We start from the raw sequence: 15984 nt of genomic DNA, 5'->3' as shown, positions 1-15984 counted from the left end.
CTTGTCAAGACCCTCGTGCCCATAGCCGGGGGAAAGTGAAGGAGAACAGGCACCCGTGGCAGGTGACGGAACAATAGGAAAAGCATGTGATGTGTTGGAACAGGTCGCGGCCTTCGGGCGCCCTGTGCGGTTTGGGGAATTGCTGGAAAGCAGCAAATTCCCCAAGGCGACGCTGTATCGCTTTCTGCAATCGCTGACCAATCAGGGCATGCTGCATTACGAACCGGAACGGCAAACATATTCTCCGGGGATGCGGCTGGTGCGGTTGGCTCATTCGGCATGGACCCAAAGCTCGCTTGCGCCCATTGCGCGGCCTTTCTTGGACGCCCTCAGCGCCGAGACAGGGGAAACGGTGCACCTGGCGCAGCTTGATTCCGGGCAGGTGCTTTATGTGGATAAACGCAACGCGCAGCGACCGATCGAGATGTATTCCGAGGCTGGCAAGGTCGGCCCGGCTTATTGTACCGGCGTCGGTAAGGCGATGATGGCTTATCTGGACGAGGCACTGTTGGAGAAGACGATCTCGCAACAAAGCTTTCACCGGTTCACCGACAAAACCCTGGCCTCGGAAAAGGCATTGCGAGCCGATCTCGAGTTGATTCGTAGCCGGGGTTACGCAGTTGATGACGAAGAGCATGAGCCCGGCATCATCTGTATTGCCTGCCCGATTCTGACCACCGGGGGCCGCATGTTGGGGGCTCTATCGGTGACGGGATCGACCGGAAGGATGGATTTTGAACAATTACAATCTTGGGTGCCGCGCGTCCGGCGTGTCGCTGAACAGATCGGCACAGAAGCACAGGCGTGGCGGTTCCCCGAGGGCCAACAGAATAGGATGCAAGCAACATGACAGGCGTAACCCTGAAAGGCGCGATCAAACGGTATGGCCAGACTCAGGTCATTCATGGAATTGATCTCCAGATTGAAGATGGTGAGTTCTGCGTGTTCGTTGGGCCGTCGGGCTGCGGCAAGTCTACGCTGTTGCGGATGATCGCAGGGCTGGAAGAAACCTCGGATGGTGAAATCCATATCGGAGCACGTGAAGTCACGCATGTCGACCCGGCCAAGCGCGGGGTGGCGATGGTGTTCCAGACTTATGCGCTCTATCCGCATATGACGGTGGCCGAGAACATGGGCTTTGGCCTGCGGATGAACGGGGTCGCCAAGGCTGAGATTGACCAGAAGGTTCAGGAAGCGTCGAACATTTTGAAACTCGACCAGTATCTGAAGCGCAAACCCAAAGCGTTGTCCGGCGGTCAGCGTCAGCGGGTTGCGATTGGGCGCGCCATTGTGCGCGGCCCAGAGGTGTTCCTGTTCGACGAGCCGCTTTCGAACCTTGACGCAGAGCTACGCGTGGAAATGCGGGTCGAGATTGCGCGCCTGCATCAGGAAATCGGCGCAACGATGATTTATGTTACGCATGATCAGGTCGAGGCGATGACCATGGCCGATAAGATCGTTGTGTTGCGCGACGGACGGATCGAGCAGGTGGGTGCCCCTATGGATCTGTATCGTGACCCCGATAACAGATTCGTGGCGGGTTTCATCGGCTCTCCGGCCATGAACTTCCTTGAGTGCGATGTCGTGGATGGCATGGTGCGGCACCCCGCGCTGACTGATGCAATCCCGGTTACTGAAAGTGTGCCGAGTGGAGTTACTAAAGTTACACTGGGCATTCGCCCCGAGCATATTCAGGTGGATCGAAACGGTGACACCTGCACTGTTGATCTGACCGAAGCGCTGGGTGGTGTATCCTATTCTTATCTGCTGACGCCCAATGGCGATAAGCTGATTGTGGAAGAGCGGGACGACCAACGCAGTACGACCGGTGACCGTATCGGGCTTTCGATCCGGCCCGAACGCGCGATGCTGTTCTATCCCGAGTCGGGTCAGCGGCTGCGTTAGGGCTTGCCAGACCGGAGCTGTTTTGCATCACTGCGCATTAATCAGCGGCTTTCAGGAGGCCATATGCGCAGTTCCAAAACCATCCATGTGATCTCAGCCCATGCCGAAGGCGAGGTGGGCGATGTAATCGTTGGAGGTGTTACCCCGCCTCCCGGGGAAACGGTTTGGGATCAGAGAACCCATATCGCTGAAGATCAGACCCTAAGGGATTTCATGCTGAATGAACCCCGCGGCGGTGTCTTTCGCCATGTGAACCTGCTGGTTCCACCAAAAAACCCCGAGGCCGCTGCCGCTTTCATCATCATGGAGCCGGAAGACACGCCGCCGATGTCCGGTTCGAATTCCATCTGCGTTTCTACGGTTTTGCTGGATAGCGGCATCCTTCCAATGCATGAACCAGAAACTCGTTTGACGTTAGAAGCTCCCGGAGGGCTGGTCCGCGTCCGCGCCGAATGCCGCAATGGCAAGGCCGAACGCATCTATGTGCAGAACGTGCCAAGTTTCGTCGACAAGCTGGATGCCCGGATCGAGGTTGAGGGCATCGGGACGCTGCGCGTAGATACCGCGTTTGGTGGCGACAGTTTTGTAATTGTCGATGCAGCTGATCTGGGTTTTGACCTGACGCCTGATGAAGGCGCTGATCTTGCCAGAACCGGCGCGCGTATCACCGATGCGGCCAATGAGCAGCTTGGCTTCAATCACCCCACCAAAGACTGGAATCACATTTCATTCTGCCAAATCGCAGGCCCGCTGAATCGACAGGGCGATATCCTCACCGGTCGCAATACCGTCGCCATCAAGCCCGGCAAGCTGGATCGTTCACCCTGCGGCACCGGTGCATCGGCCCGAATGGCTGTTTTGCTGGCCAAAGGTCAAATGTCGATGAATGACCGCTATCATGCGCGTTCGGTTATCGACAGTGAGTTTCGCTGCCGCATCGTGGATCAGCTCGATCTGAATGGGCGCATGGCGATCACACCGGAAATCTCGGGGCGGGGTTGGATTACGGGCACACACCAGCACATGCTGGACCCGGAAGACCCTTGGCCCGGTGGCTACCGCTTGAGTGATACTTGGGGTGCATAAGTCGGGGCCAAAATTGACCCCGTACTTTGGTTGATCTTCAGCTATCGAGATTGAACATCAGTCTTGCAGTCACTGGGACGGTACGGGTGATGCTAGGAAGTTGCGCCAGCTCCATTAGCTTGTCGACACCCGCTGAGACGCCCGCATCCTCGGTGCTAATGAAGACCATATCGTTTGTCGACACCATGACAGTGTCTTCAGCCACGCGCAAAATGAACATATCGGTGTAGAACTCAACTTCGGTCCCGGCCAGAGCCAGTTTGGCATCCACTTCAACCGTGTTGCTGGACCCCACATCCAACTTGGACACCTCATCCAAATCAATCTCTGCGGTCAGCGTGGCTGTTGCTACCTTGCGGAACACATGTTCGATCATCCGCTCGTTGCGGATATCGATATTCGTTTCGACCGAGGACAGGTCGATATCAATCTCAACTTTGCCATCCTCGCTGACATGGCCCGATAAATTGGTGAAGGAATTGACCTCGCCCACATCGTCGATCTTAACCGTGCCATAGGCCAGATGAGAGGCGCTGGGATTTAGTGTCCAATCAGCGGCCAGCGCGGGACCTGCAACAAAAGCCGACGCAATCGTGATTGTTTTGAACAGAAGTTTCATTTCATTCCTCCAGAGTCTATGACAGTTCAGACCAAGCGGGCCCGGTCCCATGACAAAGCAAACACACACAGGTCGCGATTTATTCGATGAGTGTTGAGATGAGCACCGAACAAGCCGTGCGCGGCGCGATCCAGACCCATTCGAAACGGGTTTGGCGGTTTGGATTGGCTCTGTCGGGGGCGTCGGATGTTGCGGACGATCTGCTGCAGGCAACAGCCTTGCGGGCGTTAGAAAAGCACCATCAGGTAACTTCATATGATCGGTTGGACAGCTGGCTGATGACGATCTGCCGCTCGATCTGGTTGAACGAGATACGGGCACGGTCTGTGCGCAAGGCGCAAGCATTGTCGGTTACACCTGAGGCGGAATTGGTTGCACACGGACCCGACTCAGAAACGAATATTTTCGCCGCTCAGGTGTTTACTCAAGTGATGCAACTGCCAGAGGCGCAGCGCGAAACGGTGATGCTTGTATTTGTAGAAGGGTACAGTTACCGCGAAGCTGCGGCCATGCTGGATGTTCCCATCGGCACGATCATGAGCCGGTTGTCCAACGCCCGGCAGAAACTGAAAACCGTAATGCAGCACGAAGCGGGCGACGCGGTGCAACGGAGTGGCAAATGAAGTTTTCCGACGAAACACTTCTGGCCTATCTGGAGGGCAGCCTTGATGAGGCCGAAGTCCACGCCATCGAAGCGGCCGTGGCAGAGGATACGGGTCTTGAAGCCCGCTTGATGGCGTTGGATCCGTTTGCCCCTGTTGTGCAGCAGGTTTTTGATGACGTCCCGGCTGAGGTTCCTGAAATTGATCTGCCTGCGCCCACTCCGCAGCAATACAAATCAGGACCTCTTCGATTGCTGGCGGTTGCGGCCTCGGTTGCCGTTATCGCAGTATCCGCAACCTTCTGGGTGACGCGTCCGAAGGCTTTGGGCTGGGCAGAGCAAGCCGCAATTTATCAATCACTCTATTCAGCCGAAACGATTGCTGATCTGGATAACTCTCCGCAAAAACTGGACGCGCAATTTGCTCAGGCTGAGGCTCAGCTCGGCCGACCCTTAAATCGGGAGGTGTTGGAAAATCTTCCCGGCCTCGACCTGAAGCGCACACAGGTTTTATCATTCAAAGGTAAGCCATTGGTTCAGGTTGTCTTTGCTGATGCACAAGGAAATCCATTTGCGTTCTGCGTGATCCGGCAAGGTCCAAATGCCCCATCGAAGGCAGTCAATCTTGCAGTGCTAAGCGGCCTATCAACCGCGACATGGGCAAAAGATGGGTATGGTTATATGCTGTTGGGTGGCGATCGCGAGACAGATCTGAGTGGAGAGCTGCATGCTCTGACTGCGGCCTTTGCGGGTTGACTATCGGGATTTCGGGAAACCCCTTGTGAACTGCGGCAAATGCTCGAAGAATGCCAGATATGAAGCCTATCCCTCAAGAACCGGACCCAGAAGATGATGAGGCCTTGGACGCAGGGCCGCGCAGCATCTATGACACCGATCCACCGGATGAAGAGGATCTATGGTTTCTCCCTCCAGCGGATAAAGAAGATCCTGAAGAATTTCTTCCGTCTGTCCCAAGGCCTGATCAAAGCCTCCTTTTTGATCCAAGGGATTGGCGCGCGGCTCAATCTGAACTGTCCGCTGAACTTGCTGATCTGGCCGTGACTTTCGGAGCGCTGGATGAACGTTTGCGCGCAGGGCCGAAAGGATGGGGTCACCGTCTGGCCTTAATGGAAGTGTCGGATTTGGGCTGGTGGACCGGAGACCGGATCAGCGTCGATCGTCTAGCGCTATGGATCGGATTGCGGATCGGTGCGACGGGTGATGACGTTCAGGCGTTGTACCGGGCAGGCTGGGCGGTGCGGCGACTATCCTCGGGCGCTGGGCCATCAGAGGGCGGATGGGACCCTGGGCTGACCGCTTTTCTGGATCGTCAGGCCCAGGGCATCGAGGACGCCCCAGAGACCGTGATAGATCTGGCCGAAGTGATGCGAAATGTGGCTGCGTTGCACCCGGTGACCCAGGCTGCAATCGGGTTCCACGCGTGGCGCGCGCTCTCTCCGGGCATTGGACAGGATACCGAAGCTGCCGTTATTGCAGCCCGCCATGCGGCATCGATGGGGCGAGGTGGAGCATTGTTCATGCCGCTTTCCTTGTCGGGACCGGGTGCGTTGCGCGGTGCAGGCTCACTGGATGAAAAACTATCCGCCTGGATAGGTGGGGCAGGTCAGGCCTCGCTTGCAGCTCTGCTGCATCTGGACCGGATCAGCGCTTGGGAAGGACGTGCCCGCGAGGCTGTATCAGATCTGAGTGGGCGAACTCCACCAGTGTTGATCGACGCGCTGACAGCTTGGCCGATGGTGTCGGCACCATTGGCCGAAGAGCTGACCCAAGCCTCGCGCGCGGCCATACAGCGAAATCTGGACAAATTCAGCGACAGAGGATTGATCCGCGAGGTGACAGGGCAGGGCCGTTATCGAGTCTGGACAGCGGCATTATAACCGATCTTTCGAATTCCCCGTTTGCTTGCATTTGGACGAGTCTTGCTGTTTCTGGAAGAACAAACAGGCGAAGTAGAACCATCGGGGCGCAATCATGAGCAAATCAGCACTGATAACCGGTATTACGGGTCAGGATGGCTCTTACCTGGCTGAGCTGTTGCTTGCCAAAGGCTATGACGTTCACGGTATCAAACGTCGCGCATCGTCTTTCAATACGCAGCGGATTGATCATATCTATCAGGATCCGCATGAACCAGATCCCAGACTGCATCTGCATTATGGTGATCTAAGCGATACCTCGAACCTGACCCGGATCATTCAGGAAGTGCAGCCCGACGAGGTCTATAATCTCGGTGCGCAATCCCATGTTGCGGTGAGTTTTGAATCGCCGGAATACACTGCGGATGTGGATGGGTTGGGTACGCTACGCCTGCTCGAAGCGATCCGGTTTCTGGGACTGGAGGGCAAGACCCGGTTTTATCAGGCCTCTACCTCAGAGCTCTTTGGTTTGGTACAGGAAACACCGCAACGCGAGACAACGCCTTTTCACCCGCGCTCACCCTATGGGGTCGCCAAGCTGTATTCCTATTGGATAACAGTAAATTATCGCGAGGCCTACGGGATGTACGCCTGCAACGGTATTTTGTTCAATCACGAAAGCCCCCGGCGTGGTGAGACCTTTGTGACTCGTAAGATCACTCGTGGCCTTGCAAACATCGCGCAAGGTTTGGATGACTGTTTGCATATGGGTAATATCGATAGTTTGCGCGATTGGGGGCACGCGCGGGACTATGTGAAGATGCAGTGGCTGATGCTGCAACAGGAGACGCCCGAGGACTTTGTAATCGCCACCGGCGAGCAGTATTCCGTGCGCCAGTTCATCGAATGGTCTGCCAGCGAGCTGGGTTTGGTGCTGGAGTTTTCAGGGGAGGGTGTCGAGGAATTTGCGATTGTTCGCGAAGTAGTGGGTGATAAGGCGCCTGCCCTGAAAGCTGGCGATATCGTGATGCGGATCAACCCGCGTTACTTCCGACCGGCCGAGGTTGATACGCTGTTGGGAGACCCGTCCAAGGCCAAGCAAAAACTAGGTTGGGAACCCGAGACCTCTGTGCAAGATCTATGCGCCGAAATGGTTGCCGAAGATTTGAAAATCGCACGGCGCAATGCCCTGCTCAAAGAACACGGGATGGCTGCGCCAGTCACACGGGAAAACGGCTGAAATGGGCAGCTCGCGCAGAATATATGTAGCGGGTCATCGCGGCATGGTCGGAAGCGCGATCCTGCGAAGGCTGCAGCAGCGCCAACAGGCAGGTGAAAAACTCGAGCTAATCACGCGGACGCGGAGCGAATTGGATCTGACCGATCAGGTTCAGGTTCAGAATTTCATGCGCTCAGAACGTCCGGACATCGTGATTTTGGCCGCCGCCCGTGTTGGCGGTATCTATGCGAACAACACATATCCGGCGGATTTCATCTACGAGAACCTGATGATCGAATGCAATGTGATCCATCAGGCGTTTTCGGCAGGTATAAAACAGCTGCTGCAACTTGGAAGTTCCTGCATTTATCCGCGCTCAACACACCAGCCTATGCGCGAAGACGCGCTTTTGACCGGGCCGCTGGAGCCGACAAATGAACCTTACGCCATCGCCAAGATTGCCGGGATCAAGCTTTGTGAAAGCTATAACAGGCAGCACGGCGTAGACTACCGGTCCGTCATGCCGACGAACCTTTATGGCCCCGGAGACAACTTTCACCCTGAAAACAGTCACGTGCTCCCGGCACTGATCCGACGTTTTCACGAGGCACAGCGTGACGGGCTAGATGAAGTTGTCATATGGGGAACCGGAAATCCGCGACGCGAGTTCTTGCATGTTGATGATATGGCCGAAGCGTCGGTGTTTGTTTTGGACCTGCCGCGCGAAATATATGAGGCAAATACTGATCCAATGTTAAGCCACATTAATGTGGGTACGGGCAGCGATACATCGATCGCAGACCTCGCAACGATCATTGCGGGTGTCGTCGGTTTCACTGGCCGGATCACGTATGATCCAGACAAACCGGATGGCACGATGCAAAAACTGATGGATGTATCGCGCCTCGCAGGTATGGGCTGGAGTGCTGGCATCAGTCTTAACGACGGAATTCGCCAGACCTATGCGTGGTTTCTAGATCAATCAGAAACCGATCTGCGCGAAAGGTGACCGCCCGCGCAATGGCCCGGACGGTGTCTGAGCTGTCAGAACCAGCGGCCGATGGCGATCATTGATGGTTCAATATTTGTGGCATCCGAAATTGCCGCCAGTACCTGGAATGTCGTTTGTGTTTCCGATGGCGTGTCAAATCCTACGAATCGACCGAACCCGCCACCATTCCCGCTAAGGGCTGGTTTGCTGCCAGCGGCAAAAGCGATGGGAAAATCCCAGTTGGTAGAACCACTGGTGAACAAGGCACCGGTTGCGGTCGTACATCCGACAGCATCAAGAGTTGTTGCACAAATTTGGGTGCCGTCAGCAAATCGCGTGTAGTCTCCATTTGTATTACTGCCATGCTCGATCACAGCCCCGGAAGGTACACCACTGTTTTGTGACACTGTGCCCAGTACGTTGCCCGGTCCGTACCCATAATCCGCCCGCATCAGGCGACCAGGCGTGGTGTCGTTGGCACTGCTCTGTATTGCCGCTCCACCCGCGATACCAGATGAGGCGTCAAACCGTAGTGCTTCAACCCAGCTCCCGCCATCTGGCGAGACTTTGATCGAGAACTCCGTGTTGCCAGAAAGGCCCATCTCGGCGTGACCGGTCCAGTTGGATTGAAACAAAAGCGAGGCCGTGTCGCCGTCGCTGGCTTTGTTGACCTTCAACTGATGACCACCACCTTCATGGGTTAGCAACGTCGCAGGGCTACGCACCGCCAGCCGATTGGTGCTGTCGGATCCGGTTGCGACTCCAATTCCTGGCAGATTCTGCAAATCGACAGGCGGGTCGATCCAGGCGGATCCGTTCCAGATTTTCAACTGCTCCGAGCTTTGGTCCCAGGCCCGCCAGCCCAAATCCGGCGCAATGAAATGCCATCCGTTGTCCAGCCACGCCGCCAATTGGCCGTCGTGACCAGCCCATGCCCCCGTGGGCGCCGTGCCAAGCGCGTGCGTCTCCCCCTGATCGGGCGCAGCGGGCGGTATTGTCGCGTCGATGGAGACTACGCTCAGTTGGACCACAAGATCGAGTGTACGCAGCGCCTCGTTATGGGTCACGTGTTTCTGGGCCTGAGACGGTTGAATAAAGGGCAGGTTCAAACGGGGTGAGTTCTGTGGCACGGGCGTCCTCCTGAGATGTCGCTTTGACAATGATCGCGCGCCACCCTGCCGCAATCGGAGTGAAGCCCACCTGACGAACCCGAACGCTAGGTTTTTGATTTGTTAGGATTTGAGAAATGTCAAATAAGCCACCTGCATTGCAGATGGCGGGATTTAATCAGAGATGAACGGCGACTAGCGCCTACTGACCTAAGTCAATTACGCGCATAAACATCTTCATAGCGAATAATGTCGTCTTCACCCAGATAGGTCCCGGTTTGTACTTCGATCAGGACCATCGGGACTTTGCCGGGGTTCACCATCCGGTGAACCGCACCCAAAGGCACATAGACCGACTGGTTTTCTGACACCAACTGAACATCGTCATTTATCGTCACTTCGGCGGTGCCCTCCACGACGATCCAGTGCTCGGACCGATGATGGTGAGATTGCAGACTCAGCGATGCACCGGGATGGACATGGATACGCTTGACCTGGAACCGGTCTCCGATAACGAGGCTTTCGAACCACCCCCAGGGCCGATGATCGACGGGCAGGGATTCCGCCTGCTTGGCACCTTTTGCTTTCAAGGCTGTGACGGCCTGTTTGACATCCTGCGCGCGGTCCATGCTGGCCACCAGAACCGCATCGGGCATCGCGACTGTAATGACGTTTTCCAGCCCCATCGCCACGACCTCCTGTGCAGGAGATTCTGAGCGCACCAGCACATTGTGGCAATCAATGGCAGTGACTTCACCGGCGGTAGCGACCCCATTTGTATCAGGGTTGCTGAGCTCCTGCACCGCCGACCAACTGCCTACATCTGACCACCCGGCTGCATAAGGAACAACGCTGAGGTTGCTGGCCTTTTCCATAACCGCATAGTCGATCGATATGTCCTGAACTGAGTTCCAAGCGATGGATTCAAGCCGCAGAAAGCCCAGGTCAGACTGCGCCTGATCAACGGCGTTCTGAACCGGAGCTACAAGATCCGGCGCATGTTGGTCATAGGCCGCAAGGATATCGCGGACCGCAAACAGAAAGATGCCGGAATTCCAAAGGTAACTACCTTCGGACACCATCCTTTCGGCGCTCTTCAGGTCGGGCTTTTCAACAAATCGATCGAGAGGAATCGACGCACCCGACGCGTCGGGAATCTGCCGAAGTTTGAGATAACCATATCCAGTCTCTGGCCGGTCAGGCGTGATTCCGAATGTAACAAGGTCTCCGCGCTCATCGATCGTACGGATACCTTCCGCAACTGCCTCGTGAAAGGCCTGAGCATCCGGAATGACGTGATCCGACGCCGCCACCAGCATCAATGCATCGGGATCGCTGGACGAAAGGTGCAGAGCTGCCGCCAGGACAGCCGGAGCAGTGTTGCGCCCTTCAGGTTCAATAAGGATCGGGCCTGGGTCAATTCCAACGGCCATCAACTGCTCAGGTACAACGAAACGAAATGCTTCATTGGTTAACAGCAACGGCTTTGCGTAAGGCGTTTCGACGGGTCCTTTAAGACGCTTTGCACATTGCTGCAAAAGGCTGGTTTCACCAATCAGCGGCACGAATTGTTTTGGGTAGCTTTTGCGTGACAGGGGCCATAACCGTGTTCCGGAGCCACCGCATAAAATTACCGGATAGACGGTCCTCATGCTGCCCTCGCTCTCTGTGTTCTTGGGGTCGAGCTATTGCAATGAATGCCAACTGGTTGAAGCATCTTACCTATTGCGCGGCCTGGTCCGACGAAACGATATCATGCAGATACTGACTTAAATCATCACGCAGATCGTCGCGGGCCAGCGCAAACGATACCGTGGCCTGAAGGAAACCGGCCTTTGAGCCACAATCAAATCGTTGGCCTTCGAATTTGTAACCAAATACAGGAACGCCATTTCCGATATCCTCGGCGATCGCGTCAGTCAGCTGGATTTCGCCTCCGCTGCCTTTCTTCTTCTGGTTCAAATTGTACAGTACCGAGGGGCCCAAAATATAACGACCAATGACGGCGAGATTTGATGGTGCCTCCTCAGGTTTTGGCTTTTCAACCATACCCTTGGCTCGGACAACCGTACCGACGTTTTGGCCTGTATCCAAAATACCGTAAGAGCTTGTCTTTTCGTTTGGAACTTCCATCGCAGCAACCATATTGCCGCCGGTTTCCTCATAGGCCTCAACCATTTGCTGCAGGCAGGGTTTGCCAGCAGCAATAACATCATCGGGCAGCATTACCGCAAAGGGCTCATCTCCGATCAGTCGCCGTGCACACCAAACTGCATGTCCAAGCCCCAGCGCCTTGTGCTGGCGAATATAGGCGATCGCGCCGCTTTCCATATTGGTCGCGTTCAATATCTCAAGCAAATCGTCTTTGCCCTTCAACTTCAAGTCCTGCTCCAACACAAGGTTGTGGTCAAAGTAATCTTCAAGCGCTGACTTCCCGCGTGACGTCACGAAGATAAACTCGGTGATCCCGGCTGCCCGCGCTTCGTCAATTGCATATTGAACCAGCGGTCTATCGACCAAAGTCATGATCTCTTTTGGCACCGATTTGGTCGCCGGTAAAAAGCGCGTCCCCATACCCGCGACGGGGAAAATAGCCTTTGTGACTTTGCGTGCCATGTTACCTCATGATTTCCATAGTCTGCCCGTGCGCTTTGTAGGCGCTGGGGTCCTCACATAAAACTTAAATTCGCATCAATCAATCTCACCCGACAGTAGTGCAGCGGGCACGATGGAATCTGCCATTAACCTGCACACAGAGTCAAAACGAAACACACCCAAACGTGGTTCTAGCCAAGGTACACAGAGTACTTGGTGCGCAGAAAAGTAGGATTCGCGCCCCTGAAACCTTCAAGCTTCGGGGCGCTAATAGTCAGGAGTTAGCCATAATCGCATCAAGCGGATCATGTTCGGCAACGAAATGGTCAGGAGCAATTTCGCTAAGCCGCGGAACATAGTCCGTTTCGCCCGAGGACAACTTGCTGGGCAAGAAACGCAATGTGGCCTTGGGATCCATTGGGGACGGTAATTCACCCGGTAATTTAAGCCTTTGACGGTTACGCTCAACATCCGGATCAGGAATCGGAACCGCCGATATCAGGGATTTGGTGTAGGGGTGTATTGGTTCAGAACATATCACTTCACCATCGCCCAATTCGACAATGCGACCCAAGTACAAAACCATGATTCGGTTAGACACTGCGCGTACAACTGACAGGTCATGACTAATGAAAATCATCGACAAACCGAACTCTTGTTGCAATTCTCGCAACAATTCCACGATCTGGGCCTGAATGGACACGTCCAGTGCCGAAACGGCTTCATCGCAAATGATCAACTTTGGTTTGTTGATCATTGCCCGAGCGATTCCGACGCGCTGATTTTGCCCACCTGACAGTTCATGTGGATAACGGTTGATCATATTGGTTGGCAGGCCAACACGTTCCATCATCTCGGCGACCAGGTCCTTACGTTCGCGTTCCGTCAGGTCTGGTCGATAGGTTTTTAATGGTTCCGCGATTGAGGCCGAGATTGTCATCCGTGGATCAAGGCTGGCGAGTGGATCCTGGAATACAATCTGCAGATCCTTGCGGTATTTGTTCAACTCGGACCGTTTCAACCCGACGATCGGATGGCCCAGCCAGCTGACGTTGCCCGCACTGGGTTCGATCAATTGCAGAACCGCCCGCGCCAGCGTGGACTTGCCGCAACCGGATTCACCCACAACACCCAGCGTTTCGCCCTTGCGAATATCAAAGCTGACACCATCCACGGCCTTGAGAGGCACCTTGTGGCCGAATAATCCGCCCGGAACATGGATTGGGAAATGAACCTTGACGTCGTCAACGCGCAGCAGCGGCTCTTCGGTCTTGCCCAAGGCTTTGGGCGCGTCACCGGCGTCGATGCGAGGCATCGCCTCAAGCAAGGTGCGAGTGTACTCGTGTTGCGGTGCGCGAAAGACTTCACGGGTTTCCCCGGCCTCGACAAATTGACCAAGGCGCATGACCTGTATGCGGTCGCACATCCGCGCGACGACGCCCATGTCATGGGTGATCAAAGCAATGGCTGTGCCTTCGTCTTTTTGCAGTCGCACCATCAGGTCCAGAATGTCGGCCTGTACGGTGACGTCCAGCGCCGTTGTGGGTTCATCCGCGATCAACAATTTCGGGCTGCACAGCATCGACATGGCAATCATGACTCGCTGACGCATCCCGCCCGACAGCTCGTGCGGGTACTGATCCAATCGCCGTTTCGCCTCGGGGATACGAACGCGGTCCAACCATTCAAGGCATCGCGCTTTGGCGGCAGAGCCCTGCAAACCCTCATGCACTTGCAGCACTTCGCGCATCTGTTGACCGACCCGCAAATGCGGGGTCAGGGCGGTGAGCGGGTCCTGAAAGATCATACCTACATCATCGCCGCGGATGCGGTTCAGCTTGTTCACTGGCAAGTTCAGGATTTCCTGACCGTTCAGCATGGCAGACCCCGTTGCACGGCCAGCCGGAGGCAATAGCCCCATCGCTGCCATGAAGGTCTGGCTTTTGCCCGACCCGCTTTCGCCGACGATGCCCAGACACTCGCCTGGATTGATGTCGAAACTGATGCCCTTGACGGCTTCGACGATGCCATCTGGAGTATCGAACTGAACGCTCAGGTCTTTGATGGAAAATAGACTCATATCAGCGATCCTTCGGGTCCAGAGCGTCACGCAAACCATCACCGATGAAAAACATGGTGATGATGATGGCAACGTAGAAAGTCAGGGGATAAAGAAGCTGCCACAAAGTGCCATAGCCCATGGTCCCGGCACCTTCGGCAATCAGACGGCCCAAAGAGGTGTAGGGTTCAGAGATTCCGAGACCTAAAAACGAAATGAAACTTTCGGTCAGGATCATTTCGGGAACCAACAGCGAGGCGTACACGATCACAACGCCCAACAGGTTGGGCAGAATGTGGCGATACATGATGGTAAACTCACTGACACCGGCGGCACGAGCGGCTTCGATGAATTCGCGGTTCTTCAGCGTCAGGGTTTGCCCCCGAACGATCCGCGCCATGGTCAGCCAACCGACTGCACCCAACGCGATGAACAGCATGAAAAAGGACCGCCCTGCCACGACCAGCAGAAGGATGATGATCAGAGTTGCCGGGATCGCCAATAGGATGTCGACAAAGCGCATCATGGCGTTGTCGGTACGCCCTCCGATATAACCAGCGGCAATGCCATAGCAAGTGCCAACGATCAACGCAGTTGCAGCCCCAATCAGACCAACCAGCAGCGATGTAGTGGTCGCCTGAATGACACGGCTGTAAAGGTCGCGCCCCAGATCATCGACACCGAAATAGTGACCAGTCTCGATCGAGGGCATTCCCATGCCGCGTACGTCACCCATAACGTTCCAGTCGATCTCTTCATTGGACCAGGCTGCAAAATATGGTCCGATAATCGTGAACAGCACGATCAGACCCAAAACAAAAACACTGGCCATTGCGGCCTTGTTGCGGACAAAACGCATACGTGCGTCCTGCCAGAGCGAGCGCCCCTGAATGACCGTGTAATCTGTGATTTCTTCGGCCAGATGGGCGGCTTTTTGAGATTTTCCAAGCATGAGCCAGCCCCTCAGTAACGAATTTTCGGATCAAACCAGGCATAAGCCAGGTCGGTCAGAAGGTTCACGACAACGGTCAATGCGCCATAGAGAATGGTAACCCCCAGGAGCACCGCATAGTCACGAGACAGTGCAGAGCCAACGTAGGCCTGACCAAGACCACCGGTCGAGAAATAGATATCGACAAAGACTGAACCCGTAAGCACGTAGACGAACACCGGCCCGAGATATGAGACAACCGGCAACAACGTAGGTTTCAACGCATGACGCCAAATTACGGTTCTGGTCGGCAAGCCCTTGGCGCGCGCGGTACGGATGAAGTTCGAGTTCAGAACTTCGAGCATCGACGAACGCGTGATCCGTGCAATCGAACCCATATAGGATGTTGCCAGCGCAATCACCGGCATGACCAGATATTGCCATTGGCCTCCGTTCCAGCCACCTCCCGGCAACCAGCCCAGCCACAGGGTGAAGGTAAGGATCAGGATCGGCCCCATGATGAAGTTTGGCAGAGCTTGCGCCGCGATACCAAGACCAACAGCGAAATAATCGATCCAGCTATTGTGTTTGATCGCGGCTGCGATCCCAAGGCTTACACCAACGGCAGTTGCAACAAGAAATGAAAGCGAGCCATAGGTCAGGGAAATCGGAAACCCTTGAGCGATAATGTCGTTGACGTCCCTGTCCTTGAACTTGAAGGACGGGCCGAAATCAAAATGCACGACGATGTTGTACAGGTAGTCCCAGAGCTGTTTCCACAACGGTTGGTCCAACCCATAGCGCGCCTCAATATTGGCCAGAACCTGCGGCGGCAGCGGCCGTTCTGAGGTAAATGGCCCACCGGGTGCTACGTGCATCAGGAAAAAACAGGCGACGATCAGCAACAGGATCGTCGGAATGGCGATCAGCAGTCGCCGCAGACTGTAGGCAAGCATTTCATGCCCCCATGTTTATTGGCCCTGCCCCGGATG

At 55.4% G+C, this 15984-nt stretch carries 15 protein-coding genes; 8 read left to right on the top strand and 7 right to left on the bottom strand.

Annotation, left to right across the window (positions count from 1 at the left end):
- Positions 1-55 precede the first annotated feature (55 nt).
- From AC2FI7_RS10895 to AC2FI7_RS10885, 3 genes are all read left to right on the top strand, one after another.
- Positions 56-850 carry an IclR family transcriptional regulator gene (locus tag AC2FI7_RS10895; protein ID WP_010441519.1) on the top strand — a complete coding sequence of 265 codons (795 nt, stop codon included), beginning with the start codon at positions 56-58 and terminating at the stop codon, positions 848-850.
- Positions 847-1905: an ABC transporter ATP-binding protein gene (locus AC2FI7_RS10890; RefSeq protein ID WP_010441518.1), complete on the top strand. Its 1059-nt coding sequence runs from the start codon at positions 847-849 to the stop codon at positions 1903-1905. Before AC2FI7_RS10895 ends, AC2FI7_RS10890 begins: the two co-directional genes overlap by 4 nt.
- Positions 1906-1968: 63 nt before the next feature.
- A complete protein-coding gene (locus tag AC2FI7_RS10885; RefSeq protein WP_010441517.1) occupies positions 1969-2991 on the top strand; it encodes a trans-3-hydroxy-L-proline dehydratase in 1023 nt (340 codons plus the stop codon).
- A 37-nt stretch (positions 2992-3028) separates the two neighbouring features.
- Here AC2FI7_RS10885 and AC2FI7_RS10880 read toward each other — a convergent pair whose 3' ends face one another.
- A complete protein-coding gene (locus AC2FI7_RS10880) occupies positions 3029-3610 on the bottom strand; it encodes a YceI family protein (protein ID WP_010441515.1) in 582 nt (193 codons plus the stop codon).
- Positions 3611-3708: 98 nt separating this feature from the next.
- On the opposite strand from AC2FI7_RS10880, the gene AC2FI7_RS10875 reads away from it, so the two are divergent.
- From AC2FI7_RS10875 to fcl, 5 genes are all read left to right on the top strand, one after another.
- The gene (locus tag AC2FI7_RS10875) at positions 3709-4233 is read left to right on the top strand and encodes an RNA polymerase sigma factor (RefSeq protein WP_010441513.1); all 525 of its coding nucleotides are present in this window, start codon (positions 3709-3711) and stop codon (positions 4231-4233) included.
- The gene (locus AC2FI7_RS10870) at positions 4230-4967 is read left to right on the top strand and encodes a hypothetical protein (RefSeq protein WP_010441511.1); all 738 of its coding nucleotides are present in this window, start codon (positions 4230-4232) and stop codon (positions 4965-4967) included. The genes AC2FI7_RS10875 and AC2FI7_RS10870 overlap by 4 nt, the downstream gene beginning before the upstream one ends.
- A gap of 59 nt (positions 4968-5026) precedes the next feature.
- Positions 5027-6109 (top strand): helix-turn-helix domain-containing protein, encoded by a 1083-nt coding sequence (locus AC2FI7_RS10865; protein WP_010441509.1) that lies wholly within the window; start codon positions 5027-5029, stop codon positions 6107-6109.
- A 94-nt stretch (positions 6110-6203) separates the two neighbouring features.
- Entirely contained in the window at positions 6204-7328 is a 1125-nt protein-coding gene (gmd, locus tag AC2FI7_RS10860; RefSeq protein ID WP_010441507.1) for a GDP-mannose 4,6-dehydratase, read from the top strand.
- A 1-nt stretch (position 7329) separates the two neighbouring features.
- Positions 7330-8316 carry a GDP-L-fucose synthase gene (fcl, locus tag AC2FI7_RS10855; RefSeq protein WP_496816143.1) on the top strand — a complete coding sequence of 329 codons (987 nt, stop codon included), beginning with the start codon at positions 7330-7332 and terminating at the stop codon, positions 8314-8316.
- Positions 8317-8351: 35 nt separating this feature from the next.
- Here the strand turns inward: fcl and AC2FI7_RS10850 are convergent, their stop codons facing one another.
- From AC2FI7_RS10850 to oppB, 6 genes are all read right to left on the bottom strand, one after another.
- Complete coding sequence (locus AC2FI7_RS10850) at positions 8352-9428, bottom strand: DUF2793 domain-containing protein (protein WP_010441503.1); 1077 nt, start codon at positions 9426-9428, stop codon at positions 8352-8354.
- 194 nt (positions 9429-9622) lie between these two features.
- Positions 9623-11059: a mannose-1-phosphate guanylyltransferase/mannose-6-phosphate isomerase gene (locus tag AC2FI7_RS10845; RefSeq protein ID WP_010441501.1), complete on the bottom strand. Its 1437-nt coding sequence runs from the start codon at positions 11057-11059 to the stop codon at positions 9623-9625.
- A 70-nt stretch (positions 11060-11129) separates the two neighbouring features.
- Entirely contained in the window at positions 11130-12023 is an 894-nt protein-coding gene (galU, locus tag AC2FI7_RS10840) for a UTP--glucose-1-phosphate uridylyltransferase GalU (RefSeq protein WP_010441499.1), read from the bottom strand.
- Positions 12024-12276: 253 nt separating this feature from the next.
- Entirely contained in the window at positions 12277-14082 is a 1806-nt protein-coding gene (locus AC2FI7_RS10835) for an ABC transporter ATP-binding protein (RefSeq protein WP_010441497.1), read from the bottom strand.
- 1 nt (position 14083) lies between these two features.
- The gene (locus tag AC2FI7_RS10830; protein ID WP_010441496.1) at positions 14084-15013 is read right to left on the bottom strand and encodes an ABC transporter permease subunit; all 930 of its coding nucleotides are present in this window, start codon (positions 15011-15013) and stop codon (positions 14084-14086) included.
- Positions 15014-15024: 11 nt separating this feature from the next.
- The gene (gene oppB, locus AC2FI7_RS10825; protein ID WP_010441494.1) at positions 15025-15948 is read right to left on the bottom strand and encodes an oligopeptide ABC transporter permease OppB; all 924 of its coding nucleotides are present in this window, start codon (positions 15946-15948) and stop codon (positions 15025-15027) included.
- Positions 15949-15984 lie beyond the last annotated feature (36 nt).

The organism is Ruegeria sp. YTSA064, assembly GCF_059610325.1.
This window is presented reverse-complemented; position numbering and strand designations above follow the sequence as displayed.

What these genes read in the sequence shown, in the direction of transcription:
- fcl (WP_496816143.1), top strand. Translation starts at nt 7,330, where the DNA reads ATGGGCAGCTCGCGCAGAATATATGTAGCGGGTCATCGCGGCATGGTC.
- AC2FI7_RS10835 (WP_010441497.1), bottom strand. Translation starts at nt 14,082, where the DNA reads ATGAGTCTATTTTCCATCAAAGACCTGAGCGTTCAGTTCGATACTCCA.
- AC2FI7_RS10830 (WP_010441496.1), bottom strand. Translation starts at nt 15,013, where the DNA reads ATGCTTGGAAAATCTCAAAAAGCCGCCCATCTGGCCGAAGAAATCACA.
- AC2FI7_RS10875 (WP_010441513.1), top strand. Translation starts at nt 3,709, where the DNA reads ATGAGCACCGAACAAGCCGTGCGCGGCGCGATCCAGACCCATTCGAAA.
- gmd (WP_010441507.1), top strand. Translation starts at nt 6,204, where the DNA reads ATGAGCAAATCAGCACTGATAACCGGTATTACGGGTCAGGATGGCTCT.
- oppB (WP_010441494.1), bottom strand. Translation starts at nt 15,948, where the DNA reads ATGCTTGCCTACAGTCTGCGGCGACTGCTGATCGCCATTCCGACGATC.
- AC2FI7_RS10890 (WP_010441518.1), top strand. Translation starts at nt 847, where the DNA reads ATGACAGGCGTAACCCTGAAAGGCGCGATCAAACGGTATGGCCAGACT.
- AC2FI7_RS10880 (WP_010441515.1), bottom strand. Translation starts at nt 3,610, where the DNA reads ATGAAACTTCTGTTCAAAACAATCACGATTGCGTCGGCTTTTGTTGCA.
- AC2FI7_RS10865 (WP_010441509.1), top strand. Translation starts at nt 5,027, where the DNA reads ATGAAGCCTATCCCTCAAGAACCGGACCCAGAAGATGATGAGGCCTTG.
- AC2FI7_RS10870 (WP_010441511.1), top strand. Translation starts at nt 4,230, where the DNA reads ATGAAGTTTTCCGACGAAACACTTCTGGCCTATCTGGAGGGCAGCCTT.
- galU (WP_010441499.1), bottom strand. Translation starts at nt 12,023, where the DNA reads ATGGCACGCAAAGTCACAAAGGCTATTTTCCCCGTCGCGGGTATGGGG.
- AC2FI7_RS10885 (WP_010441517.1), top strand. Translation starts at nt 1,969, where the DNA reads ATGCGCAGTTCCAAAACCATCCATGTGATCTCAGCCCATGCCGAAGGC.
- AC2FI7_RS10845 (WP_010441501.1), bottom strand. Translation starts at nt 11,059, where the DNA reads ATGAGGACCGTCTATCCGGTAATTTTATGCGGTGGCTCCGGAACACGG.